The following is a 22,824-nucleotide window of genomic DNA, read 5'->3' on the forward strand; positions in this document are numbered from 1 at the left end:
ACGGGCGCTAGCCCACTGCCGCGTAGCTCTCGTACGTCTCGTCGTCCTCCAAGTCCACGGGCAGCAGGCCCGCGCCACGCTCGTACTCGGAGCGCGCCGTCTCCAGCAGACGGCGCCATGAGGTGACGGTGGGACGCCTGCGCAGCAATGCGCGGCGCTCCCGCTCGGTCATGCCACCCCACACGCCGAATTCGACGCGGTTGTCCAGCGCGTCGGCCAGGCACTCCGTGCGCACCGGGCAACCGGTGCACACCGCCTTGGCCCTGTTCTGCGCTGCTCCTTGAACGAACAGTTCATCTGGATCGGTAGTGCGGCAGGCCGCCTGCGCACTCCAGTCGGTTACCCAGCCCATACCGGCGCCGTCCTCTCCCGAATCGAGGCTCCCCCACGGCGGCAGCGGCATATTCACCGCCGCCAGTTGAGGACGTTACGGAAGGTGGGCACAGCGCAACACCCCCTTCGGGCCCAATCTTGAATGGCCCGAACGGACTATGCGTAAGCGGCAGATCACCCGACGGAGTGAGCTGGCGACATGCGTGATGAACCCGGCAAATGCGGGCACTTCAGCTGAGTCACAACGGGCATCGAATGCCGCATGAGGCGAATTCGGGCACTCATCCGAGCTCGATCCGGGTTTGATCCGAGCTTGATCGAGCTCGTGAAGAGCAGGGGGACCCCGTTCGGGATTCGGGACCGAGAGAGGGGCTGTTGCCAAACCGCACTGCTGTGACAGTTGAGAGCAGCTTAGGCCAAGGCATTGAGGCGTGTCCGGCGATTCAGAACGTAGGCTGCCCTCCATGGGAAAGAAGCGCTCGGGCGGTGGTCTGTCACCAACTCAGCAGGCCGCGAAGTTCCTAGGTGTCAGTGTGCTCGCGGGAGCCGTGCTGGCAGGCATCGCACTGCCCGCGGCCGGCGCGCTCGGCCTCGCGGCGAAGGGCTCGGTGGAGGAGTTCGACGAGATCCCCTCCAACCTGGAGCAGCCGCCGCTGAGCCAGCGCACCACGATCCTGGACAACAAGGGCGGCTCCATCGCCACGGTCTACTCACGTGACCGCACGGTGGTGCCGCTCAAGGAAATCTCGCCGTACATGCAGAAGGCGATCGTCGCCATCGAGGACTCGCGCTTCTACGAGCACGGCGCGGTCGACGCGAAGGGCATCCTGCGCGCGCTGAACCAGAACGCGCAGAGCGGCGGCGTCTCCCAGGGCGCGTCCACCCTCACGCAGCAGTACGTGAAGAACGTCTTCGTCGAGGAGGCGGGCAACGACCCGACGAAGGTCGCCGAGGCCACCCAGCAGACCCTCGGGCGCAAGATCCGCGAGCTGAAGTACGCGATCCAGGTCGAGGACAAGCTGGGCAAGAAGCGCATCCTCAGCAACTACCTGAACATCACCTACTTCGGCCAGCAGGCGTACGGAGTCGAGGCCGCCGCCCAGCGCTACTTCTCCAAGCCCGCCAAGGACCTCCAGGTCCAGGAGGCCGCGCTGCTCGCCGGCATCGTGCAGTCCCCCAGCCGGTACGACCCCGTGAACGACTCCGAGGAAGCCACCAAGCGCCGCAACACGGTGCTCCAGCGGATGGCGGAGACGCACGACATCACGCAGGCGGAGGCCGCGGAGGCGAAGGACAAGCCGCTCGGCCTGAAGGTGAGCAAGCCGAAGAACGGCTGCATCACGGCGGTCAGCGGCGCCGGGTTCTTCTGTGACTACGTACGCGAGGTCTTCCTCTCCGACCCGGTCTTCGGCAAGACCCAGAAGGACCGGGCCAAGGTCTGGAACCAGGGCGGTCTGCGGATCAAGACGACCCTCGACCCGCAGTCGCAGCAGTCCGTGCAGGCCTCGATAAAGGATCACGTCAACCAGTCCGACGACGTGGCGACGGCGGCCACCATCGTCGAGCCGGGCACCGGCAAGATCCTGGGCATGGGCCAGTCGCGGCCCTACGGCATCAATCTCAAGGACAACGAGACCTCGATGAACCTGTCCGTCGACCACGCCATGGGCGGCGGCGCGGGCTACCAGCCGGGTTCGACGTTCAAGCCCATCGTGGCCGCCGCCGCCCTGGAGGGCGGCATGTCCCCGACGAAGAGCTACGGCTCCCCGTACGAGATGCCGTACCCCGACAGCGTCGCGGCCTGTGACGGCAAGAAGTGGCTCAACTCGGGCGGCGCCAAGCTGACCAACGAGAACGAGTCCGAGGTCGGCCCGTACGACATGCGGGAAGCGACCGCGAAGTCGGTCAACACCTACTACGTCGAGATGATCGGCGACATCGGGATCTGCCCGGTGACGCAGATGGCCAAGAAGATGGGCGTCGAGCGGGCCGACGGCAGGAAGATCGACCAGGCGCCGTCGATCGCGCTCGGCACCCAGGAGATGTCGCCGCTGACGATGGCGGGCGCGTACGCGACGTTCGCGGCGCGCGGCAAGTACTGCTCGCCCGTCGCGATCGAGTCGATCTCCGCGCCGGGCGGCAAGTCGCTGCCGGTGCCGAAGTCGACGTGCTCGCGCGCGATGTCCGCGAAGACGGCCGACACGATCAACACCCTCCTGAAGGGCGTGGTCGAGGACGGAACCGGTAAGCAGGCCGGTCTCGGCTCCCGCGCGAGCGCGGGCAAGACGGGTACGACCGACTTCCGCTACGCCGCCTGGTTCGTGGGCTACACCCCGAACATGTCGGGCGCGGTCTGGGTCGGCGACCCGCAGCACAAGCGGCAGATGGTCGACATCAACATCGGCGGGGTCCCGTACGACAAGGTCTTCGGCGGCGAGGTGCCGGGTCCGATCTGGCGGGACGCGATGAGCGGTGCGCTCGCGGGCAAGCCCGCGCCGGGCTTCAACACCGTCCACATCCCGAACGGCGACAAGGACAAGGACAAGCACCACGACGACGACAAGCCGGGCGGTGGCGGCAACAACGGCGGTGGCGGCGGCGACAACAGCGGGGGCGGTGGAGGCGGGGGCGACAATCCCTGGCCGGACATCACCCTGCCGGACGACGTCATCGGCGGCGGTGGCAACGGCGGGAACGGCAATGGCAACGGGGGCGGGATCGGCGGCTGGAACCGCTAGCTCCCTCGGCAGCACCCGCTCGCGAGACGCATGAATGAGGGCGCCCCCTGGCTTCAGGGGGCGCCCTCATTCACGTACGCACGCGGGCGGAGATTCACCTGCGTACTACGGAGCCTTCGCTCAGCCCGCGAGCTGCTTCTTGACCGCGGCGGCGACGCGGCCGCCCTCCGCGAGGCCCGCGACCTTCGGGTTCACGATCTTCATGACCTGGCCCATGGCGCGCGGACCCTCGGCACCGGCGGCCCTGGCCTCCTCGACGGCGCCGGCGACGATCGCCTGGAGCTCGTCGTCGGAGAGCTGCTTGGGGAGGTAGTCGGCGAGGATCTCGCCCTCCGCCTTCTCCCGCGCGGCCTGCTCGGCGCGACCGCCCTGGGCGAAGGCCTCCGCGGCCTCGCGGCGCTTCTTCGCCTCGCGGGTGATCACCTTCTGCACCTCGTCGTCGGAGAGCTCGCGGGCCGTCTTGCCCGAGACCTCCTCCTTCGTGATGGCGGTGAGGGTCAGCCGGAGCGTCGAGGAGCGCAGCTCGTCACGCCCCCTGATCGCGGAGGTGAGGTCTTCCTGAAGCTTCGACTTGAGCGTGGTCATGCAGTGATTGTCGCAGGTGCGTACGGCCCGACGCCCGCTGATTTAAGGGGCCTTCGGGTCTGACACGATGGGTGGATGCGCGCGCGATACGCAGTACCCCTGGGAATCACGGCGACAGCCGCCGCCGGTCTGGCCTACTCGGTGGGCTTCGAAGCCCGCTCCTTCCGACTGCGACGGGTCACGGTGCCGGTCCTGCCGCGGGGGATGCGGCCGCTCAGAGTCCTCCAGGTCTCGGACATCCACATGGTGTCCGGGCAACGCAAGAAGCAGCGCTGGCTGCGCTCGCTCGCGGGTCTGCGCCCCGACTTCGTGATCAACACCGGGGACAACCTCTCCGACCCGGAGGGCGTGCCGGAGGTCCTCGACTCGCTCGGCCCGCTGATGCAGTTCCCCGGGGCGTACGTCTTCGGCTCGAACGACTACTACGGGCCCAAGCCGAAGAACCCCGCCCGCTATCTCATGGAGAAGTCGCGGGGCAAGCACGGCCTGAACGGCAACCCGCCCGTCGTCGGCGCGATCCACAACCCGTGGGAGGACCTGCGCGACGGCTTCGACGCCGCGGGCTGGGTGAACCTCACGAACACGCGGGGCGCCCTGAAGGTCGAGGGCTACGAGATCGGCCTCACGGGCCTGGACGACCCGCACATCAAGCGCGACCGGTACGAGAGCGTGGCGGGCGGTCCCGACGCGGGCGCCGACTTCTCGATGGGCATCGTGCACGCCCCGTACCTGCGCACCCTCGACTCCTTCACGGCCGACGGCTACCCCCTGATCCTGGCGGGCCACACCCACGGCGGCCAGCTGTGCATTCCCTTCTACGGGGCCCTCGTCACCAACTGCGACCTGGACACGGACCGCGTGAAGGGCCTGTCCCGGCACGAGGCGGAGGGCAGGACGTCGTACATGCACGTCTCCGCTGGCTGCGGCGCCAACCGCTACACCCCGATGCGCTTCGCGTGCCCGCCCGAGTCGACCCTCCTGACGCTGACTCCGCAGGACTGAGGCCCGCCGCTGCCGGGGTCCCGGAAACCGGATTTCGTCTCAGGGCGCCGGTCCGCTAAAGTAATCGATGTCGCCACGACCTGCGCAGCGGGCCGGTGGAACAACGACATCGGGGTGTAGCGCAGCTTGGCAGCGCGCTTCGTTCGGGACGAAGAGGTCGTGGGTTCAAATCCCGCCACCCCGACAGCTGAAACACCAGGTCAGGGGCCTGATCCGCACTGCGGGTCAGGCCCCTGAGTGGTTGCAGGGGGGCGTGGTGCCTCTAAGTCGACGCTCCCAGCACTATGCCCAGCAGCGAGAGTGCGAAGAAGGCTGCGGCCCAGGCCAGTGCGTGGCGTATGCAGCGGTATTTGGTCCAGGCGATCTGGGAGACGATCGCCAATTGGCTCAGGTTCCGGGACGTGAGGTCGGTGCGGCGGACCCTCCGCTCCAAGTGCGCGACCGTCGTCGTGAGCCTCGCGTCGCCGAAGTAGTGGGTGCGGCAGTAGTAGGGACGCCCGGTCCGCGGGGCCACGGCAAGACCCAGCAGGACGAGTGCCAGTACACAGGCGGCGCAGCCCGCCCAGAGAAGGACCTGCGGAACGACGGCGTACTGGCGTGGGGCGATCACGCCGCCTGCGATCGCACTGAGCATGGCGGCCAGCGCCGCCCCCAGGGACGCCAGCATGAGGCCGGCCTTGCTGTCAGCCTTCATGACCTCCTCGCGGGCCTCGGCCAGCAGGACCCTGGCGAGTTCCGCGCCGCAGCCGGCTGTCGTGTCGGCATCCGGCACCGTGCCGCCGTCGCCTCCGGGTGTGGTCATGCCTCCCCCTCCGTTGCATCGATGTCAGGCGGCCGCCCCGGTGTGCGGGGCGGCCGTGACGCTGTGTTCTGGTGCAGGCAGCTGCGTCAGACCGTTGACTGGCGGCGGATCTCGTCCTCCAGCGCATTCACCGCCTGCCGCACCCGGATGTTCATCGCTGCCGTGTGTTCCCGGAGCGCCGCCTCCGACTCGGCGCGGTGCCGCCGGACCTCCTGTTCGATGGCGTCCTGGGCGATCTCGATGTCCGCCATGGCCCGGTACTCGGTGAGCCGGACCTCGGCGTCGTGGACCTTGACCCCGCTGTTGCTCGCGGTGGTGAGCATCCGGTCGTATGCGGACTCGCCACTCAGGTACTTCACCAGCACGGGGAGTATGTCGAGAAGGATGAAAAGCAGCCGGACCAGCCAGATACCCACGAACAACACCGGATTGCCGGTGGCCAGCTGCTCAAGCGCCCGCATCCGCTCCAGGACCCCGATCTCCTTCTGCTTGGCGCGCTCTTCTTTAAGACGCCGCTCCACACCATCGGCCCGGGCCTTGAGGAAGGCGCCGCGTGACGCGGTCTGCTTGGTCTCGATCGACGAGATACGGCTGTTCATGCGGGCCAGCCGTTGCTCGTTCTCGTCGGTACGGTGCGTCGTCCGATAGTCCCGTGCCTTCTCACGCAGGCGCAGGCACTCGGAGGTCCGCTGATACAAGCCGGTGGAGGCCATGCGGATCAGCCGACGGCACTCGCCGCGCACCTCGGAGTCGATGGATTCCAGCCTGGTGCTGTCCCGGTCCACCCGCTTCTGCAGAGCGGCTGCATCCGAGCGCAGGGTGGCCAGTTCCTCGGCGCGTTCACCGGGCGTCTTACTGAAGGACAGGACGTACGTCCGCTCACAGCCCTCCGGCGTGACGGCTCGCATCGAGGACGGTACGGGGTTGCAGCGCACCAGGTTCGCGCGCAACTGGTCGATCTCATCCGTACGTTCGTCGGCGACGCGTTCCTCGATGGCAGTCTGGAAGATGCGCAACACCAAGGGCTCGGCGATCACCGCTCCGAGCATCAGGGCGATCAGCATGCGCATGAGGAGGGGACCGACCCGTCGCCGCGCATTGGGTTGCGGAGTGACCAGCCAGCGGTCGAGGTTGAGCACGAACAGCATCCAGATGCCCGTCGGGACGACGGCCAGGAGGGAGACCCTGCCGAGCGCCTCGATCGCGAAGTTCCACATGGAGAACCCCGCGATGACGGAGGTGCCGAGCACCACCCCGCCGAGGGCCGTGTACTTGCTCCGCTCATACCTGACCCGGTCAAGCAACTCCTCGTCGACGCCAGTCAGCGTGCGCAGGCGTCGTGCAGCGTCGAAGCCGAGGGGGCGGTGAGCAGTACGGGCAAGGAGGCCGTCGCCTGTGGTGCGGGCTGTCGGCCGGCCATGCGCATCAGGCGTGACGGCATCGTCAGTGCCTTGGCCCTCTCCCGCATCGGAGGCCATCACAGAGTTCGTAGAGACGTCAGTCAACGAGATCGTCCTCGTCCCTGACGAAGCCACCCTGCGGGTCACGTGAGCCGCCGCGGCCCGCCTCAGTGTGACGGGGGCGCGCCGATCCCGACTCGACCATGCGGGCGGTATCAGCAGCGGCATCGAGGCCGGACACGGCCTGACCTCCGCCCGTCTCCCGAAGGACCTGTTCCAGTACTTGGTGATAGTCGACGTAATCGCTGCCGCCCATCTGCCGGAGCAGCGTCAGCACCATGTCACGGCGCATCTGCGTCTCCGCCGTATCCTGCGCCTGAGCATGCGCGCGGTCCGACGTCTCGGCCGCGTGACGCCGGGCCGACTCCCCTTCGGCATTCCGATGGATACGGGCTGCCGCCTCCGTGACGTCGATCTCTTTCCTGGCGATACCGAAGGCGTCCACGTGGTCGGAGCCTTGGGAGAGCAGTTCGGCGATGCGACGCGCGTCCTGGGTCTCGAAGTCCCGCTGGCCCCGCCGGAGTTCCCAGGAGCGCCGCTCGTCGCGCAGCGTCTGCTCCCAGTCGCGCAGGTCGTCCGACGCATGCACCTCGGCGCTGACGAACTCCACGCTCATGCCGGCCACCCGCGGCGGCACGATGGCGCTGTACGCGGTCATGCGATGACTGACCTCGGTCCGTACCGCGTTGACCTCCTCCACCCGGTGCCCGGAGCTCGCCCGCGGCAGGTCTCCGTCTCCCATCAGGTAGGCACGCAACGGGACGGTGACGTCGATGATGCCCTGTCGGGCGATGACGGTCGGATCGGTCACCTGGCAGGTGAAGGACGCCCGCACGGTGAAGTTGTCCGCCTCGCTCACCGACGGGAGTGTGCGTTCCACCTCGACCAGGCGCGCGCGGGTGTCGACCAGGCTGACCGAAGAGGCGTCGAGCACGTCCGGGTGTGCCGAGTCGAACACCATGCCCTCGGGGAAGGTGCGGTAGTTGCCGCCGATCCTGAAGACGTAAACCGCGCCGGGCGGTAGCTGTGGCATGTCGTCGCGCTGGCGGCGTCGAGACCACCAGGTGCCTTGGACGGTGGCCAATATGTGCTCGGCGATGACCGGGTAGTTCACTTGCTTCTGCCTCCTTGAGCGGGAGTGAAGTGAGGGGTGGGGATGAGGGGCGAGGTGGCGCCCCGCGGGTCCGTCAGCAGTCGTCCGCGGAGTGATCCGAGGAGCACCTGCGCCAGTTGGTGTGCTCCGGGGAGCGCGTAGTCGGGATGCTTCAGAGCAATGGACAGGTGGTGACGCAGCGCGACCCACTGGCGTCCGCTCATGGCGTTGCGCATGGCCTCGCCGAGATCGTGTACGGCGCCGGTGACGGATGGGTCATCTCGTAGCTGCACCAGCGTCCGGCACAGCGCGCTGACCGCCCGGCTGCGGTTGCCGCTGTGCAGGACATCCGCCCACAGGGACCCGAAGTGGCGGGCGCTGTCCGGGACGTTGCGCAGGAGTGCCGAGGTGAGGGCTTCGGCAGTCTCCAACCGCGCCGCCTCGAGGAGTTGGACGGCGGTGCGCAGCGCGATCGACCGCTCTCGGGATCCCGGAGCCGTCCTGGCGATCATGGTCCTCATGAACCGCAGGATGATCAGAGCACGCTCCGTGTCCTGTTCGGAGGTCTGCAGCAGCAGGACCATGGAACAGTGGGCCGCGAAGGCGATCCGCTCCCCACGCTGCGTCAGGAACCAGAGCAACTTGAGCGCGTCCAGGCGGTAGAGGGATCCCAGGCGGCCCGTGAGCGCCATGGCCGCCGTCACCGCACGGCCCTGCCCGCTGTTGTCCGTCCAGCTCAGCGCGATGTTCAGGGCCTGCGGTGCGAGATGCTCGTCGTCACACATGAACTGCAGCGTCAGTGCGGCGGTCACCCGCTGGCTGGCGAGCCCGTCTGACCACACCTTCAGCATGTTCTCGTCGACGTCGACGAGCGCGTGCCGGGCCAGGAGCGCAACACCACGGGCCACTTCCGTACGAGTGGCCAGGTCGCCCTGCCGGGCCAGTTCGCCCAGCCAGTGGCGCAGCGGGTACCAGAGTTCGTAGCCGTACAGGTCATGCAGTTCCTTGATGAGGAGCTCACGGACCCGCGGCGTGGTGAACACCAGACGGCGCTCGCTGCGCCCGGCGCTCCGACCCGACTCGGCCCGGTGATCGGTCGTCACGAGCCCCACCGCCCGTTCCCTCCACCGGGCCCGCGACTGCTGGTCGACCGCACCGCGCGGGGTCCCCGCGGCCTCGTCGTCCCGCTCCGCCACCGGTGTTTCGCCGCTCTGCTCCCAGTTGTGGATGTGGGTGGTGAGAGCGGCGCACTCCTTCTCGAACGTCCGCTCCGGGATGCCCTCGAGAAAGGCCAGGGCCGCGAGCGGAATCAGGTCGTCCGCGGACGGCTGCTTGCGGAACAGCTCCTGAACCAGCTCCTGGTGGGTGTCCCTTAGGTTGTCCAGCGCCTTTTGCGCTCCTTCCCCGGACAGGACCACAGCCGCAGCGACCACATCAGCAGGCCGCCGCTGTTCGCCGACCCGCTCCAGCAGCTCCTTCTCGGTGTCGGGCTCCAGAGAGGGGTGCGGCAGCTCCTCCCGGCAGCGCTCGAACAGCTCCACGGGGTCCGGGGCCTGCCACGGCACACAGTGGTCCCGCAAAGCCAGCCGCCGACGGGTCGTACCACCCGCCGTGATCACCAGATACGACCCTTTGCGGCGGAGCTCCTCGCTCAGCCGTCCGATCGCGTACGCCTGCACGGACTCGACATGCAGCTCGCCGACGTAGTCGAGGATGACGTACCCCTGCCCCGGCTTCAGGTCACGCGACCCCGCAAGCTCGGCCAGGGCGTTGGCGGGCGACAGGCTGCGCAGCCTGGCCTCCTTGCCCAGGACCTCCCTGATCAAAGCAAGGGAGCCTGCGCCACGGCCGCAGTGGTCCTCGCCGGTCAGCACTACGAGGGCGTCCGCGCTCAGTTTGCGCAGCGCCTCGTCGAAGCAGGGCTGCGGCGGGTAATAGAACCGCAGGGCCCGGTCCACCTCCTCGGGCTCGATGGTGCCGGGTGCCAGACCGACGGACGGCGCGGCGCCGAAGCCGAACGCCGCTCCGGAGGCATCGACGCCGGCGTAGAAGTTGTTGTTGACGAGTTGATGGACGCGGCGCAGCTCGCCGTAGCCCCGGTCGTCCTCCTCGCGTTCGTCCGGCTCCTTGCGCCCTTCGAGGGGCACGCCCGGTCCAGCACCTGGGTCTTGGGCCTCCTCGTCCGCTTCCGGAGCCCCGTCGGTGTCCTCCGGCGTGGACGACAGGACATCCTCATCGGGTGCGGATACAGGTGGTACGACCGCCATGTCGTCCGGGGGCGCATCGTCAGCCACCAACGCTCCCAAAGCCGAAGACAGCACCCCTGGCGTCCACAGAGCCCGCGACATTGGTGACGTTGATGTTGTCGGCCCGGTACTCGCTGCTGATCCGCGACCCGCTGCCGGCCCCGCCCGCGGCGGCCGGTTCCGTCCGGTCCGCCGCGGGCTCCCCCTGCGCAGGGGCCGCGGACTCCCCCTCCCCCGCGGCCCCGGGCTCGTGTGAGGCGCCGGTCGGCGCACCGAGCGCGGGCACGTGCAGCCAGGCCGTGGCCTCGAATTCCTTCACCTGCACAGTGACGCGGCGGAAACTGCCGGTGGACAGGGTCGTGTGACCGCCCGCCACGGTGGACCGGAAGACCTCGTCGGACAGCAGCAGCGCCAGGTCGGACTCCGGGTGTGTGGCCAGGGCGCCGTAGAGCGGATCCGAGTTCAGCAGGCGTGCCGTGGCCACCACGGCCGTACCGGCGAAGCCGTTGTCGGCCAGCTCCACCAGTCCCTGGTGGATGACGGCCCGCAGTCGCATGCGGGCCTCGGGAACGCGCTGGGCGTTGTAGTCGCGCAACTCCCCGACGAGATGGCGGATGTAGTCGTCGACCAGGCGCGGTTCCTTGCCGTCGACGGGCCGCACGGCCAGTTGCTCGTCGCCCTTGCGCTGGATCTGCCACTGCTCGCGGTCCAGGCCGGCGTTCCTGGCGGCACGGTCGAGAAGCCGCGGCAGATCGTGCTGGATTTCCGACTGCCTACGGTCGTTGTTGCTCCCGTACGCCTGTGCGTCCACGGCTATGCAGGTGCAGGGATAGAAGTCAGGCCACGCAGCCACCCGATCATTTCCTCTCTGGGCAGGCGATGGGCAGACACTGCCCACGAAGTGCTGCCCGAGAGGCTAGGAGAGGTGGCGCGAAGTGATCCCGTATCAGTACGGGTTGTCAGCAAAGACTTTGGCGAATTCAAGCAGCTTCGGAACGTCACAGATTGTTATGTTTCGGTAATGACGCTCCACCAAGCCATGAGCCGTCAGCACAGCCAGGTTCTTTTCTGCCGTGTTCAGCTTCAGGCCGGCCAGTGAGGCAAGTTCTTTCTGCGTCAGTGTCACGCCGAGGTCGCACCGCTTGCCATCGCTGTCCAGTGCGGGCTGTGCGTATGCCTGACACAACTCGGCCAGTACCCGGGCCAGTCGGGTCAGCGAGTCGTACGCCTGGAAGTCGACCCGTCGCCGGTTGGCCCAGCGCAGCCGGGCGCACAGCATGTGGAGGATGGCCCGCATGGCGTCCGGGTGGCGGCCGAGGAATGCCTCCAGCGTCCGCATCTGGATGATCCTCGCGGTCACGTCACTGCACGCGATCACAGTGCCGGACCTGGGGCGCTCCTCGAAGGCAGCCATCTCACCGACCAGGTCACCCGCTATCCGCACGGCGAGCAGCATGTCGTAGCCGCTCTCAGCGCTGGCGACGACCTTCACGACACCACTCGTGATCAATAGAACGTGACGGCTCTCGTCTCCCTGTTGCAGCAGAGCGCGATGATTCGGATACGTGATCGGGGTTCCCTGGCCCAGGAGTTCTTCCCGCGACGCGGTCCGCAACCTGCCGAGAAAGGTCGACGGTGGCCATGTTTGATTCACCAACACCCCCGCGATCTCACTCCGCAGCGCGCCGTTCAAGTGCCTGACCATGCTGCCGCCGACCTGCCAGTCGGCAAACAGGCAGGTAGGGATGTGGCCAGTTTCCTCGCTTCACATGCGGGATTGGCCGAATGCGCATTCTTTGCAGGCGGCGTACGTCCAGGGCTTGCGAAGCCGCAGTGAGCTGGGGGCTCGGACGATGGCGGCGTACGTTCCCAGATGGCCGCCGGATTCCTCGCCCACCTCTCCGGCGGCAGCATCGAGGTCCGCTTCGCCCGGCAAGACGTATCTCGACCAGCAGCTCGATGGCCCTGCGAGCATGGGCGTCAAGGCCGTACGTCCGATCCGCGACGCGATCAAGCAACGCACTGGGCCTGATCGCCGACGTCACTCCCGCGTAGCCGCAGGTCGTAACGGCCTGATCCGCGAGAGCGGGTCGGGCCCCTGAGTGGTTTTCGGGGGCCCCTCTGTCTCGTACAACCTTTCGATGCCTTGGTTCGTCTATGGGCCGTCCGGTTCCGTTCCGAGGAGAAGCCCATCGTGTCTCTGCCGTTCCGTTCTTCGCAGGTCCGTTCTTCGCAGGTCCGTTCTTCGCAGTTCCGTTCTTCGCAGTTCCGCACCGTCCTCGCCACCGCGACCGTCACCGCGCTGACCGGTGGTCTGCTCGCCGTCGTCTCCGCGGCGCCCGTGGTTGCCGCCGCCGCCAAGTACGCGGACGACTTCAACGGTGACGGGCACCGGGACGTCGCCATCGGTGCGCCGTACAAGTCCGTCGGCGGCGCCTCCGCCGCGGGCGGGGTGGTCGTGTCTCTCGGGTCCGCGTCCGGGCTCACCGAGAAGAACGTCTCTCTCACCCAGAGCTCCGCCGGGGTACCGGGCACGCCGGAGGAGGGCGACCACTTCGGGATGTCGCTGGCCAGCGGCGACCTGGACCGGGACGGGTACGCCGACCTGGTCGTGGGCGCCGACGGCGAGGACGTGGGCAGCGTCGAGGGGCAGGGCAGCGTGACCATCCTGTGGGGCGGCGTCAAGCCGTTCACCACCAGCACCACGACCGTGGTGGACAGCCCGGAGAAGTGGCAGGCCCACGGCTGGGACGTGGCGGTGGGTGACTTCACCGGGGACAGCGGCGCCGACCTCGCCGTGGTCGAGCCGGGCGCGGTCGTCGTCTACAAGGGCGGCTTCTCGCGGGGGAGCCAGCCGGTCTCCGCGTACACCCTGTCGGTTCCGGGTGCCGCGCTGCGCTACACGGAGGCGGCCGTGGGCGATGTGAACGGTGACGGCAAGGACGACCTCGCCGTCACCGGCGATCCCGGCACCGGACGCCCGGCCACCGACATCTACACGGGCCAGGAGGGACGGCCGTACCGCAACGAGCGCGTGGAGAGCGGCGACACCGCCGTTGCCCTCGGCGACATCAACGGCGACGGCTTCGACGACATGGCCACCTCCCTCACCTGGCCCGAGTTCTTCTCCGTCGACGACCCGAGCGACGGCGCCGGTTACGTCACCGTCCGGTACGGCAGCGCGACGGGCTTCGGCGACGGTCTCGTGCTCCACCAGGACACCGCCGGTGTGCCGGGCGCCAACGAGGACGGCGACGGCTGGGGCTCTTCCCTCGCGATCGGTGACATCACGGGTGACGGCCGGTCCGAACTCGTGGTCGGCGCCAACGGCGAGTGGCTCGGCGATCTGGAGAACGCCGGTGACGTGACCGTGTTCCGCGGCTCCGCGTCCGGTGTGGCCACCTCGGGGGTCGTACGCATCGACCAGGACACCGCGGGAGTGCCGGGCGCCGCCGAGACCGACGACCTCTTCGGCGCGCGGGTCCGGATCGCCGACTACGACCGTGACGGCAAGGGCGACCTGGCGGTGACCGCTTCCTTCGAGAACGACCGCAGCGGAGGCCTGTGGACCCTGCCGGGCACCTCGTCCGGTCTCACCGGCTCCGGTTCCAAGTCGCTCAGCTCCGCGGACTTCGGCCTCGCGAGCGGATCGCGGCTCGGGGAGACGATGCAGGACTGATGTGCCGCGTCGTTTCGGCGCCGGTCCCTCCCCTGTGGGGACCGGTGCCGAACGACGGCGTCGACCCGCGCCGCATCGGCGTATCGGAGCGGGTCGAAGAGAGACCGGATCCGCAGTCGACGTGAAAGCGGCCCGCAAAAGATGGGCCAAAATCAGCCGAGGCCGTGCGGCGTCACGATCCGCCTCTGCGGGTAGCAGGGACGTGGATGACCTGCCCTGACGCTGCGCGGTTGAACGGCTACTGCTTCGCGATCCTGCCAGTTGGGACCCCGGAAGAGGAGGTTCCGCCCCTGTCCGGACCTCGTAGCCGCAGGTCAGACGTATAAGGTGAGTTTTCCGGTCCGGATGTCCAGGTGCGGGGGAAGTAAGGAGTGGAGGCCTTGCGTTCCGATTCAGGGGCACGCACAGCCTTCGCTGAGCGTCTTGCACTGCTGTACAAGGAAGCCGGCAACCCTCCCCTCCAGCGCGTCGCCGAGGCGGTCGTCCGGCATCAGCGGGTCGACGAGCGGGGGCGGACCGTACGGGTCTCCGCCCAGCGGATCAGCGACTGGCGACGGGCCAAGAACGTGCCCGCCCAGTTCGCCGCCCTCTCCGCGGTGCTGCACGTCCTGATACCCGAAGCGCGGCGCGAGCGGCCCGCGCCGGTCTCCGCGGGTCTGTACGACATGGCCCAGTGGCATCTCCTGTGGGAGCGCGCGGTGGCCGACCCGGTCAGCGGCCGGGCCGCGGCGGCGTCCGCGTCCACGTCCGCGTCCGCGGAAGCCGAGGAAGGCCCCGGGGACGAGGCCCCGGCCGCCGTCACCGGTGTCTGCCCGTACCGAGGTCTTGCTTCGTACCGGCAGCAGGACTCCCGGTGGTTCTTCGGCCGGGAGCGGAGCACGACCGCCCTCGTCGCCCAGCTCCGCGCGGTGGAGAAGACGGGCGGCCTGGTCATGCTCGTGGGCGCGTCCGGGGCGGGAAAGTCCTCGCTCCTGAACGCCGGCCTGGTGCCCGCCCTCCAGAACGGCGCGCTGCGGGAGGAGAGCGGCGACGCGGGTCCGGTGCTGCAACTCGTACCGGGCGGTGATCCTCTCGGGGAGCTGGCCCGCCGCATACCCGAGCTCGCGCACACCATCGCGGCCGCGGAGGAATCGGCGGCCATGGAACCCGGCACTCCGGAATTCGCGAAGGCGGTGCGGGAGGCCGTCACGGCGTGGGCGCGCCGCGAGGCTCCGTTCGGCGCCCGGCCCGTCGTCATCGTGGACCAGTTCGAGGAGACGTTCACCCTCTCCTCCGACGAGGCGGCCAAGCGCACCTTCGTCCAGCTCCTCGACGCCGCGTCCTCGCCCGCGGGCGCCGATGAGCCTGCTCCCGCGCTCGTGCTCCTTGGCATCCGCGCCGACTTCTACGAGCAGTGCCTCGGCCATCCCGAACTGGCCGACGCCTTGCAGCACCGGCACATGGTGCTCGGCCCGCTGACCACCCCGGAGCTGCGCGAGGCGGTGAACGGTCCGGCCAAGGCCGTGGGGCTCGAGCTCGAACCGGGGCTCGCCGAGCTGATCGTCCGCGAGGTGAGCACGGACGGGCCCCGCGGCGCGCACGACGCGGGGGTGCTGCCGCTCCTCTCACACGCCCTGCTCGCCACCTGGCAGCGGCGCAAGACGGGCAAGCTCACGCTGGCCGGCTACCGCGCGGCGGGCGGCATCCAGGGCGCCGTCGCGGCGAGCGCCGAGCGCGCCTGGTCCGGCCTCGACCCGGCGGCACGCACCGCCGCCAGGCTTCTCCTGCTCAGGCTGGTCCGGCTCGGCGAGGACACCCACGCCACCCGCAGGCGGGGCACGCGGCGCCAGCTCGCGGAGGAGTCGACGGACCCCGGCAAGACGGAGGAGTCGCTCGAAGCGCTGGTCCGCGCCCGCCTCGTGACCCTCGACGCGGAGACCGTGGAGATCACGCACGAGGCGCTGCTCCATGCCTGGCCCCGGCTGCGCGACTGGATCGACGAGGACAGGAACGACAACCTCCTGCGCCAGCGCCTGGAGGAGGACGGCAGGACCTGGGAGGGCTCCGACCGGGATGCGGCGCTGCTCTACCGGGGTTCCCGTCTGGAGCAGGCCCGTGCCTGGACGAAGACCGCCGGGGGCACCTTTCTGACCAGGGGCGCGGTGGAGTTCCTCGCCGCTTCGGCCAGGCTCCGCAGGCGTACGGTCCTGATCACGCGTGGCGCGGTGGCCGCTCTGGTCGTCCTCGCGATGGTGGCCGTCGTCTCGGCGGTGGTCGCCTGGCAGCAGCGGGACGACGCGGTGTTCCAGCAGGTGGTCGCCGAGGCCGATCGCGCCCAGCACGCGGATCCGTCCCTGTCCGCTCAACTCGACCTGGTGGCCCACCATCTGCGGCCCGATGACGCGGGCACGAAGAACCGGCTCCTCTCGATCGTGAACGCCCCGCTGGCCACCCCGCTCCTGGGCCACAAGGGCGCCGTCTACCTCACCTCGTTCAGCCCGGACGGACGGGTGCTCGCCACCGCCAGCTACGACAGGACCGTACGGCTGTGGGACGTGTCGGACCCTTCGCGGCCCAAGCCCCTGGGCAAGCCCCTGACCGGCCATACGAGTTGGGTGAGCAGCGCGGTCTTCAGTCCGGACGGCGACACCCTCGCCACCGCCGCGGACGACGGCACGATCCGGCTGTGGGACGTACGCGATCCCGGCAGCCCGCGTTCGCTCGGTCCGCCCGTGTCCGGCCACGGGGGCGCGATCTACCTGGTCGCCTTCAGCCCTGACGGGCGCACGCTCGCCTCGGCCCATGACGACCACAAGGTGCGGCTGTACGACGTGCGGGACCCGGGCCGGCCGAAGGCGCTGGGCGCCCTGCGAGGCCACACCGCCGCCGTGCGCTCCGTGGCCTTCAGTCCCGACGGGCGGACCCTGGCGGCGGGCGGCGACAGCGGGAAGATCAAGCTGTGGGATGTACGCGATCCGCGTCGCCCGGAGCCGATCGACAAGGGGCTGACCGGGCATACGGGCACGGTGCACTCCGTGGCCTTCAGCCCCGACGGCCGTACGCTCGCCAGCGGCAGCAGGGACAACACCATCCGGCTGTGGAACGTGACGGACCCGCGCCGTGCGAAGTCGCTCGGCGAGCCGCTCACCGGCCACACCGGTGCCGTGTGGTCCGTGTCCTTCAACCCCGGCGGAACGATGCTCGCGGCCGCCAGCGCGGACAGTACGGCGAGTCTGTGGAACGTCCGTGACCCGAAGCATCCGTCGCAGGTGGGCGAGCCGCTCGCGGGCAGCAGCGGGGAGATATACGCCCTCGGCTTCAGCCCCGACGGACGCACGCTCGCCACGGGAAGCGGCGACAACAAGGTCCGCCTGTGGTCGATTCCGACGTCGGACATGATCGGCAAGGTGGGGGCGTTCCGGCCCGACGGGAAGGTGCTCGCCACGGCGGCGCGCGACGACCAGGTGCGGCTGTGGAACGTGGAGCGGCCCACCCGGCCCGTCGCACTGGGCGGACCGTTCAAGCCAGGGGGCGGGGACCTGCGTTCGCCGGTGTTCTCCCCCGACGGCGACACGCTCGCGGTGCTCACGGGCAACCGCGCGGTGCAGCTGTGGAACGTCGCCGACCCGGCCCACCCCGTTGCGTACGGGCCGCCCGTCGCCCTGCGGACACGGTTCGCCGCCGCGCTGGCCTTCACCCCGGACGGGCGGACGCTGGCGACCGCCGACACCGACAGCTCCATCCAGTTGTGGAACACCTCCGACCCGTCGCGGCTCCGCAAGCTCGGCGCGCCGCTCACGGGCCACAAGGGCTACATCAACGCCCTCGCCTTCAGCCCGGGCGGAAAGACGTTGGCCAGTGGCAGCGCGGACGGCACCATCCGGCTCTGGAACGCATCCGACCCGGGTCATGTCTCGCGCCTCGGCAAGCCCCTGAAGGGGCACCTCGGCCCGATCAACGAACTCGCCTACCGCCCGGACGGCCGTACGCTGGCCAGCGGCAGTGACGACGGGACGGTCCGGCTCTGGAACGTCGCCGAGCCGCGCAGGGCGACCCAGTTGGGCTCGTCCCTCACCGGCCATACCGACGCGGTCATGTCGCTGACGTTCAGCAAGGACGGCGAGACGCTGGCCAGTGGCGGCAACGACAACACGGTCCGCCTGTGGGACGTCACGAGTCCCGCCAAGGCCTCTCCCATCGGCCAGTCCATGAGCCCCAACGCCAAGACGGGTACTTTCCTGTCTTTCAGCCCCCAGGGCGAGATGCTGGGCGTTTCGAGCGGCACCGATACCGTCCGGTTGTGGAACTTGGACACCGACGAGGCGATTCGCCGCATTTGCTCGACCACGCAGGGCGTTCTCACCAAGGCTAAATGGCAGGAGTATCTGCCCCGCCTGTCGTACGCGCCGCCCTGCGACGCGTGAGGCTTTGCGGCACCCGCGCAACGGATCTCGTCGAGTGATCCCGATCACAGCACCCTGATTCGGCTGAGTAGTTGCCTCCCCCTACGCAATCAGCCTTGCTACGGTTGGCCATAGCCCGATCGCTGGTGCATCCCCCGTCGCCAGCGATCGGGCCCTTTCGTGATCTCGCCGCCCGATGGCCGCTTGAGCTCATCGCCTAACCAAATTGAGACACGACCGTCCGGCTATCCCGGTACCAACTGGGTGGCAGGGCCATGCTTCGTGACGGCGGTGCCTTGCATAACGTTCCGATTGATGGCCCGAAACCACACTTGGAAAGGCGGTGGGCCGTGAACCGGCGCATCATCGTCATCACGGCCGTGCATGCACCGTCGGCGCGCTTCCTGGCCGACGCGTATACGTCCCTGTGCGAGCAGGAGTTGCCCGCGGGCTGGGAGTGGCACTGGCTTATACAGGAGGACGGGACGACGGACCGGGTCGCGCCGCACGTCCCCGACGACGGCCGGATCACCTTCAAGCAGGGGCGCCCCGGCGGCCCCGGGGTCGCCCGGACGCTGGCCCTGGCGCACGCGGACGGCGCGTACATCAAGATCCTGGACGCGGACGACCAGCTCGCGCCCGGTGCGCTGGCCCGCGACCTCGCGGCCCTCGAAACCGATCGGACCATCGGCTGGGCGACGTCACGCGCGCTTGACCTGCTCCCCGACGGGACCACCGCCGGTTTCCCCGGCGACCCGGAGACCGGGCCGATCGAGCGCGGGGAAGTCCTCGACCACTGGGCGTCCCACGACTACCGCGCGCAGGTCCACCCCGCGACGCTCTTCGTCCGCCGCGAACTGCTCCTGGCCCTGGGCGGCTGGATGGCCCTGCCCGCATCCGAGGACACGGGCCTCCTGCTCGCCCTCGACGCGACCGCCCGCGGCTGGTTCACGTCCGAAGTCGGCCTGCTCTACCGCAAGTGGGAAGGCCAGATGACCGGCCAGGCGGCCCACACCGGCACGGCGGAACGCGCCGCCCGCATGGCCGTGATCGAGACGAGGGCGCGTGCGCTGGGGCGCTTCGCGTGGGGCTATCCCGCCGGTCGGCATTGAGGCACATCGAACCGGCCCGAACAGGCCGGAGCGGCGGGAATCAGACACGATCCGAAAGGCCATGACCGTGACCAGTAGCAGTGAGTCCGTATCCGAGCGTGAGGTCGCCAAGGAGGCAGAGGCGCCGGGGTGGTTTCCTGCGGTGTTTCTCTTCGGGGTGGTCGCCCTTGTCTTCCGTTTCGGCGGCGTCTGGTCCTGGTGGGCCCTGCTGTGGGCGCCGGCGTTCGCCATAGCCGTCGGAATTTCGGTGTACGAGTGGCGGCTGGTGGCCCGTAACCGGTGGCGTATGTCCGGCGGGGAATGGGTGCTTCTTGCCGTTGCCCACGCGGGATGTGCCGCTTCGCTGGCCGTCATCCTCGATTTCCTGCACTACTGACATTTCCCGCGCCGCGGCGGCCTATTGGCGGGGCGGCTCCGGGGATCTTGCCGCGGCCGCGGCGGACTACGTACGGTCACAGATATGCCTCGCACTTCCCTCCGTGACGCGTCGGAGCTTCTGGTCACCCTCGGCCGCGGCTACGTCCGCAATGCGCCCGGTTCACTGGCCAAGGGCCCGCTTTCTGCCCGGTTTCTCAACGCGTATCTGCGCGACCATCCGCGCCGGCGCGTGGTCGAGGCGCGATTCGGTGCCCGCTTCGCCTGCGATTCCCGCGATCTCATTCAGCGCTACATCAGCCTGTACGGGGTGTGGGAACCGCACATGACGCGGTGGCTGCGCGGCCGTCTTCGCGCCGGGGACACATTCGTCGACGTAGGCGCCAACATCGGCTATTTCGCGATTCTGGGATCACGCCTCGTCGGCAGCACGGGACAGGTCGTGGCCATCGAGGCGTCGCCCGCCTTCCATGACCGCGTGCGCCAGCACGTCAGGCTCAACGGCTGCGGCAATGTCCGTACGGTCAACGAGGCGGTCTCCGACAGCCACAAGAAGCTGACCTTCGTGCTCGCGAGCTCCCACAACATGGGCGCGAACTCGATCGTCCCGTACGACGGTCCCGCCGAGTCGAGCTTCGAGATGGCGGCCCGGCCCCTGCCGGAGATCCTGCACGAGGACGAACTGGGCCGGGCCCGCGTCATCAAGATCGACGTCGAGGGCGCGGAGGGCGGCGTCATCAGGGGCCTGGCCCCCGCCATCGCACGGCTGCGCCCGGACGTGGAGATCGCCGTGGAGGTCACGCCGGACCGGATGGAGCAACTCGGCGACTCGATCGACGAGTTGCTGGACACCATGGCCCGGCACGGCTTTCACACCTACCGGCTGCCCACCGACTACCGGCCGGAGAACTACCCCCGCGCCCTGCGCCGACCGGAGCCTCCGGTGCGCTGGCGCGGCCCCGTGGTCGGCGAGAGCGAGCTGGTCTTCTCGCGTGTCGACGCCGAGACCCTGGGATAAGCCCCGGCTACCGGTCGAACGGCAGGTCCAGCATCCGGATGGCGTTCCCGCGCAGCAGCTTGTACGCCACGTCCGCGGGCAGGTGGCCGACGTGGTCCTCGGCCACCTGCTTCGTGTGCGGCCAGGTCGAGTCGACGTGCGGATAGTCGGTCTCGAAGGTGGCGTTGTCGACGCCCACGGTCTCGATGGACTCGACACCGTGCTTGTCCCGGAAGAAGCAGCAGAAGATCTGCCGGTAGTAGTACGACGACGGCGGCTCCGGGATCAGGTCCTTGACCCCGCCCCAGGCCCGGTGCTCCTCCCATACGTCGTCGGCGCGCTCCAGGGCGTACGGGATCCAGCCCATCTGCCCCTCGCTGTAGGCGAGTTTGAGGCGGGGGAACTTCACCAGGACCCCGGAGAAGAGGAAGTCCATCATCGAGGCCATCGCGTTGTTGAAGCTCAGCGACGCCTGCACGGCCGGGGGCGCGTCGGGCGAAGCGGCCGGCATCTGTGACGACGAGCCGATGTGCATGTTCACGACCGTGCCGGTCTCCTCGCACGCCGCGAAGAACGGGTCCCAGTAACCGGAGTGGATCGAGGGCAGCCCGAGGTAGGTCGGGATCTCGCTGAAGGTCACGGCCCGTACGCCGCGCGCGGCATTGCGCTTGATCTCGGCGACGGCGAGGTCCACGTCCCACAGCGGGATCAGGCACAGCGGGATCAGCCTGCCGCCGCTGTCCCCGCACCACTCCTCCACCATCCAGTCGTTGTAGGCCCGGACGCAGGCGAGTCCGACCTCCTTGTCCTTGGCCTCGGAGAACGTCTGTCCGCAAAAGCGCGGGAACGTCGGGAAGCAGAGGGAGGCCTCGACGTGGTTGATGTCCATGTCCTTCAGGCGGGCCGCCGGGTCCCAGCAGCCGCGGCGCATCTGCTCGCGCGTGATGCCGTCGAGCGTCATCTCGTCCCGCGAGAATCCGACGGCGGCGATGATGCGCTTGTACGGGAAGATCTCTCCCTCGTACTCCCACCAGTCGGTGATCTGGCCTTCCGGGTCGGTCGTGAACTTGTACTTGCCGCCGATGTACGCGAGCTCGCCGATACCTGCGGTGAAGGGCTTGGGACCCCGGTCGCGGTACTTGGCCGGGAGCCACTTCTCGAAGAGGTGCGCGGGTTCGATCACGTGGTCGTCCACGCTGATGACGCGGGGGAGCTCCTTGGCCCCGACCTCGGTGTTGTCCACTGCTGTGCCCCCTACTACCTGCCGGTTTCCCTTACCTGCATCTGACGACCCATCAGATTGAGGTTATGGGCTCGCCCCTGCGACGGCAACAGCCCGCCGGAAACTCGACCCCTTGCGCGATCGCCGCGGATCCGCTGAACTGACGCCCCATCAGATAGCTCCGCGGCCGACGCGGCGGACAACCCGTCAGATCAACTGGAGGGAGGGCGTCCGATGGAGACGATGTGGCTCAGCGGAGCCGAATGGCTCGCCGTGCTCCGGATCGGGCTCGGCTTGTGGTGGCTGGAGAGCTGGCGCCACAAGGACAAGAAGACCTGGTTCACCGGCGGCGGGATCGACTGGGCCGCGGGCATCGCGGACAAACACCGCTGGGCCTTCGTGCGCTCGGGATTCGACGTCGTGGTCAAGCCGCGGCCCCGCACCATGGCGTACGTCGTCGCCTACGCGGAACTGGCCCTCGGCCTCGGCCTCATCGTCGGTTTCCTCACGCCGATCGCCCTCGTCTGCGGCTTCGCGCTGAACCTGATCTACCTGGTCCTCATGATCCACGACTGGGGCGAGCAGGGGCAGAACCTGATGATGGCGCTGATCTCCGCGGTCGCCTTCTTCGGCATGGGCTGGCAGGTCTGGTCGCTCGACCACGCCTTCGGTCTCTTCACGTAGGCGCCTCTGTCTCTTCACTTAGGCGCGTCTGTTCTCCCGCGGCTCTGGCCTGTTGTACGGCGACGTGCCACCCTGCCCGACACATCCGCCGCCCGGCCCTGCGGCCGACGGCGG

General features: G+C 68.9%; 17 protein-coding genes and 1 tRNA gene. 9 read left to right on the top strand and 9 right to left on the bottom strand.

Annotation, left to right across the window (positions count from 1 at the left end; translation table 11 throughout):
• Positions 1 to 7 precede the first annotated feature (7 nt).
• Positions 8 to 352 (bottom strand): WhiB family transcriptional regulator, encoded by a 345-nt coding sequence (locus ACQKIP_RS01720; RefSeq protein WP_167828965.1) that lies wholly within the window; start codon positions 350 to 352, stop codon positions 8 to 10.
• Positions 353 to 797: 445 nt separating this feature from the next.
• On the opposite strand from ACQKIP_RS01720, the gene ACQKIP_RS01725 reads away from it, so the two are divergent.
• Entirely contained in the window at positions 798 to 3,071 is a 2,274-nt protein-coding gene (locus ACQKIP_RS01725) for a transglycosylase domain-containing protein (protein ID WP_365858981.1), read from the top strand.
• Between the two features lie 120 nt (positions 3,072 to 3,191).
• Here the strand turns inward: ACQKIP_RS01725 and ACQKIP_RS01730 are convergent, their stop codons facing one another.
• Positions 3,192 to 3,656, bottom strand: coding sequence for a GatB/YqeY domain-containing protein (locus ACQKIP_RS01730; protein ID WP_365858983.1), 465 nt, complete (start codon positions 3,654 to 3,656; stop codon positions 3,192 to 3,194).
• 75 nt (positions 3,657 to 3,731) lie between these two features.
• Between ACQKIP_RS01730 and ACQKIP_RS01735 the strand changes: the two genes are divergently transcribed.
• Positions 3,732 to 4,658, top strand: coding sequence for a metallophosphoesterase (locus tag ACQKIP_RS01735; RefSeq protein WP_365858985.1), 927 nt, complete (start codon positions 3,732 to 3,734; stop codon positions 4,656 to 4,658).
• 110 nt (positions 4,659 to 4,768) lie between these two features.
• A tRNA-Pro gene (locus tag ACQKIP_RS01740) sits at positions 4,769 to 4,842 on the top strand.
• Between the two features lie 78 nt (positions 4,843 to 4,920).
• On the opposite strand, the gene ACQKIP_RS01745 is transcribed toward ACQKIP_RS01740, so the two are convergent.
• The 6 genes from ACQKIP_RS01745 to ACQKIP_RS01770 all read right to left on the bottom strand — a co-directional run bounded on the left by ACQKIP_RS01745 (position 4,921) and on the right by ACQKIP_RS01770 (position 11,952).
• Entirely contained in the window at positions 4,921 to 5,460 is a 540-nt protein-coding gene (locus tag ACQKIP_RS01745; RefSeq protein WP_365858987.1) for a Pycsar system effector family protein, read from the bottom strand.
• Between the two features lie 86 nt (positions 5,461 to 5,546).
• Positions 5,547 to 6,938, bottom strand: coding sequence for a DUF4407 domain-containing protein (locus ACQKIP_RS01750; RefSeq protein WP_365858989.1), 1,392 nt, complete (start codon positions 6,936 to 6,938; stop codon positions 5,547 to 5,549).
• Positions 6,939 to 6,957: 19 nt separating this feature from the next.
• Positions 6,958 to 8,034 carry a hypothetical protein gene (locus ACQKIP_RS01755; protein ID WP_365858991.1) on the bottom strand — a complete coding sequence of 359 codons (1,077 nt, stop codon included), beginning with the start codon at positions 8,032 to 8,034 and terminating at the stop codon, positions 6,958 to 6,960.
• Positions 8,031 to 10,307: a hypothetical protein gene (locus ACQKIP_RS01760; RefSeq protein ID WP_427741903.1), complete on the bottom strand. Its 2,277-nt coding sequence runs from the start codon at positions 10,305 to 10,307 to the stop codon at positions 8,031 to 8,033. The genes ACQKIP_RS01755 and ACQKIP_RS01760 overlap by 4 nt, the downstream gene beginning before the upstream one ends.
• Positions 10,300 to 11,112: a hypothetical protein gene (locus tag ACQKIP_RS01765; protein WP_365858996.1), complete on the bottom strand. Its 813-nt coding sequence runs from the start codon at positions 11,110 to 11,112 to the stop codon at positions 10,300 to 10,302. Before ACQKIP_RS01765 ends, ACQKIP_RS01760 begins: the two co-directional genes overlap by 8 nt.
• Positions 11,113 to 11,205: 93 nt before the next feature.
• Positions 11,206 to 11,952 (bottom strand): Crp/Fnr family transcriptional regulator, encoded by a 747-nt coding sequence (locus tag ACQKIP_RS01770; protein WP_365858998.1) that lies wholly within the window; start codon positions 11,950 to 11,952, stop codon positions 11,206 to 11,208.
• 501 nt (positions 11,953 to 12,453) lie between these two features.
• Here ACQKIP_RS01770 and ACQKIP_RS01775 point away from each other — a divergent pair.
• The 5 genes from ACQKIP_RS01775 to ACQKIP_RS01795 all read left to right on the top strand — a co-directional run bounded on the left by ACQKIP_RS01775 (position 12,454) and on the right by ACQKIP_RS01795 (position 20,825).
• Positions 12,454 to 13,938 carry an FG-GAP-like repeat-containing protein gene (locus tag ACQKIP_RS01775; RefSeq protein WP_365859000.1) on the top strand — a complete coding sequence of 495 codons (1,485 nt, stop codon included), beginning with the start codon at positions 12,454 to 12,456 and terminating at the stop codon, positions 13,936 to 13,938.
• A gap of 371 nt (positions 13,939 to 14,309) precedes the next feature.
• Positions 14,310 to 18,341: a WD40 repeat domain-containing protein gene (locus ACQKIP_RS01780; RefSeq protein WP_365859002.1), complete on the top strand. Its 4,032-nt coding sequence runs from the start codon at positions 14,310 to 14,312 to the stop codon at positions 18,339 to 18,341.
• 329 nt (positions 18,342 to 18,670) lie between these two features.
• Complete coding sequence (locus tag ACQKIP_RS01785; protein WP_365859004.1) at positions 18,671 to 19,432, top strand: glycosyltransferase family 2 protein; 762 nt, start codon at positions 18,671 to 18,673, stop codon at positions 19,430 to 19,432.
• A 67-nt stretch (positions 19,433 to 19,499) separates the two neighbouring features.
• Positions 19,500 to 19,808 (top strand): hypothetical protein, encoded by a 309-nt coding sequence (locus tag ACQKIP_RS01790; protein ID WP_365859006.1) that lies wholly within the window; start codon positions 19,500 to 19,502, stop codon positions 19,806 to 19,808.
• 84 nt (positions 19,809 to 19,892) lie between these two features.
• A complete protein-coding gene (locus ACQKIP_RS01795) occupies positions 19,893 to 20,825 on the top strand; it encodes an FkbM family methyltransferase (RefSeq protein ID WP_365859008.1) in 933 nt (310 codons plus the stop codon).
• A 7-nt stretch (positions 20,826 to 20,832) separates the two neighbouring features.
• Here the strand turns inward: ACQKIP_RS01795 and ACQKIP_RS01800 are convergent, their stop codons facing one another.
• The gene (locus ACQKIP_RS01800; protein WP_365859010.1) at positions 20,833 to 22,047 is read right to left on the bottom strand and encodes an amidohydrolase family protein; all 1,215 of its coding nucleotides are present in this window, start codon (positions 22,045 to 22,047) and stop codon (positions 20,833 to 20,835) included.
• A 213-nt stretch (positions 22,048 to 22,260) separates the two neighbouring features.
• On the opposite strand from ACQKIP_RS01800, the gene ACQKIP_RS01805 reads away from it, so the two are divergent.
• Positions 22,261 to 22,710 (top strand): DoxX family protein, encoded by a 450-nt coding sequence (locus ACQKIP_RS01805; protein ID WP_361385164.1) that lies wholly within the window; start codon positions 22,261 to 22,263, stop codon positions 22,708 to 22,710.
• Positions 22,711 to 22,824 lie beyond the last annotated feature (114 nt).

Source organism: Streptomyces sp. NPDC059900 (genome assembly GCF_050270335.1).
Taxonomy (GTDB): Bacteria; Actinomycetota; Actinomycetes; order Streptomycetales; family Streptomycetaceae; genus Streptomyces.